General features: G+C 68.5%; 1 protein-coding gene and 1 tRNA gene. One reads left to right on the top strand and one right to left on the bottom strand.

The features are described 5' to 3' along the window. Positions 1 to 311: 311 nt before the first annotated feature. Positions 312 to 384, bottom strand: a tRNA-Asn gene (locus ACWDVW_RS32610). 273 nt (positions 385 to 657) lie between these two features. Here ACWDVW_RS32610 and ACWDVW_RS32605 point away from each other — a divergent pair. Next, positions 658 to 1,026 carry a hypothetical protein gene (locus tag ACWDVW_RS32605; protein ID WP_449956831.1) on the top strand — a complete coding sequence of 123 codons (369 nt, stop codon included), beginning with the start codon at positions 658 to 660 and terminating at the stop codon, positions 1,024 to 1,026. The last annotated feature ends 206 nt before the right edge of the window (positions 1,027 to 1,232 follow it).

The raw sequence follows: 1,232 nt of genomic DNA, 5'->3' as shown, positions 1-1,232 counted from the left end.
CCAAACCCCAACAACTAGTCAGTCACTCTAGTTCAGACGTGTGCTATTTCGATCTGTCAGCCGGTCCCGGGGTCAGCCGGTCCCGGGGTCAGCCGGTCCCGGGGTCAGCCGGTCCCGGGGTCAGCCGGTCCCGGGGTCAGCCGGTCCCGGGGCGGGCCGGGCTCGGCGGGCCGGGCTCGGTGGGCCGGGCTCGGTGGGCCGGGCTCGGTGGGCCGGTCCCGGGGCTCGGGGTGGGGCGGGCTCAGGTCGGCCGGGGCCGGATACGACGAACGCCCACCGGGTTCCGGTGGGCGTCGGGACGAGAAGGAAAGCTCCCCCGTTTGGACTCGAACCAAAAACCTGCCGGTTAACAGCCGGCTGCTCTGCCAATTGAGCTACGGGGGACCGTGCCACCGCTCGGTGCGGATCACTCCGCGCCGCGCGACCGGCACAAGAGTACAGGATTCCGGGGGGTCGTGGGCTAGGGGGTTACCCTTCGGCCGGACAGGCAGCTAACCGGACGCAAGCGGATAAATCGTCATCGCGGCCCAAGGAGGTATGAGCGGAGAGGAGGATGGGTAGATAACTGCCGACGACATGACGTAGGCGCGAGTTTGATCGACCGCCGCCCGGACTTCGGGCACGGAAGACAGTGCGCCAGGTACGAAAGGAGCCGCCATGCGCGGAAAGATCATGTTCCTTGGCGGGCTGGCTGCGGGGTTCGTCCTGGGCGCCCGTGCCGGCCGTGAGAAGTACGAGGAGCTGATGGTCCAGGGCCGCAAGGTCCTCGACCACCCGACGGTCCAGGAGGCAGCCGGGGTCGCGCAGGCCCAGGCCAACCGCCTCTACCAGGAGGGCAAGGACAAGCTCGAGCACTCCAAGCTGGGCGAGAAGCTGCACAGCAACGGCAAGCACGGGCTGACCCCGGCGGACGACACCTACGCCGGCACTCCGGCGACGGCGGGCAGCAGCTCGTCGAGCGCGACCAGCTCGACGTCGGCCACCCCCCGCAGCAAGTCGACCGGCACCAACGGCAGCACTCTCTAGAGCCGTACGCGACGGGCCCGGCCGCCACCTCGGCGGCCGGGCCCGTCGCTGTGCGCCCCGCCCGCCCGCCGGACGGCGGCGCAAGAGCGACAGGGTGGGTAGATTTGTTGTCGCTGGAGCGACAACAAATCTACCAGATCCGGAGGTCACAGGGTGTAATACAGTCACAGAATATATTTTCGGGGTTTGGGGGTTTGGGGGGGTAT

It is taken from the genome of Micromonospora sp. NPDC003241 (genome assembly GCF_053589795.1).
Note: the sequence above shows the minus strand (reverse complement) of the source record. Positions and strands in the feature narration are given on the sequence as shown.